Below are 467 nucleotides of genomic sequence, written 5' to 3' on the forward strand. Positions count from 1 at the left end.
CAAATATACCCGATTGTTTACCTGCCGAAACGCCTGATAGGCGATGTTTGTATTGGCATAGGTTTGATTTGAAAATCTAATAAACCGACTAAATGCTTGGTATTCTAAAACTTCTTCCTGAGTGATTTGACCATTACTTCTGATGTATTGCAGACCATGAAAATTTGGCAGATGCTTGCGAATGGCAATTGTCTCAAGAGCTATTAGATCCCTTCTTTGTTGCTGAATGGGATTTCTGACGGATGCCCTTCGAGTACCATTCCACCTCACCGCCTCCTCTGCCATGCTTGCGGCGGTGCCTACATCTTCATCTGCATAAGCAGCGGTGATGGCAGCTAACAGTTTGGCTTGGTGGATGAGGGTGTCTTTTTGGGTTTGGGTTAGGGTGTTTGGGTCATCTGTTTGATGGTCTGCCCACATCTCCCCTATGGTAGCACCAATGGCACCTGCATTGCAATCATTGCCAG

Annotated in this window: 1 protein-coding gene; it reads right to left on the reverse strand. The window is 46.0% G+C overall.

Features of this window, described 5'->3' with window-relative positions; all coding sequences use genetic code 11:
* Nucleotides 1–467: VENN motif pre-toxin domain-containing protein (locus M2R47_RS09675; RefSeq protein ID WP_283162965.1), on the reverse strand; the 467-nt coding region annotated here is incomplete at both ends.

It is taken from the genome of Moraxella oculi (genome assembly GCF_023336735.1).
Lineage (GTDB): Bacteria > Pseudomonadota > Gammaproteobacteria > Pseudomonadales > Moraxellaceae > Moraxella > Moraxella oculi.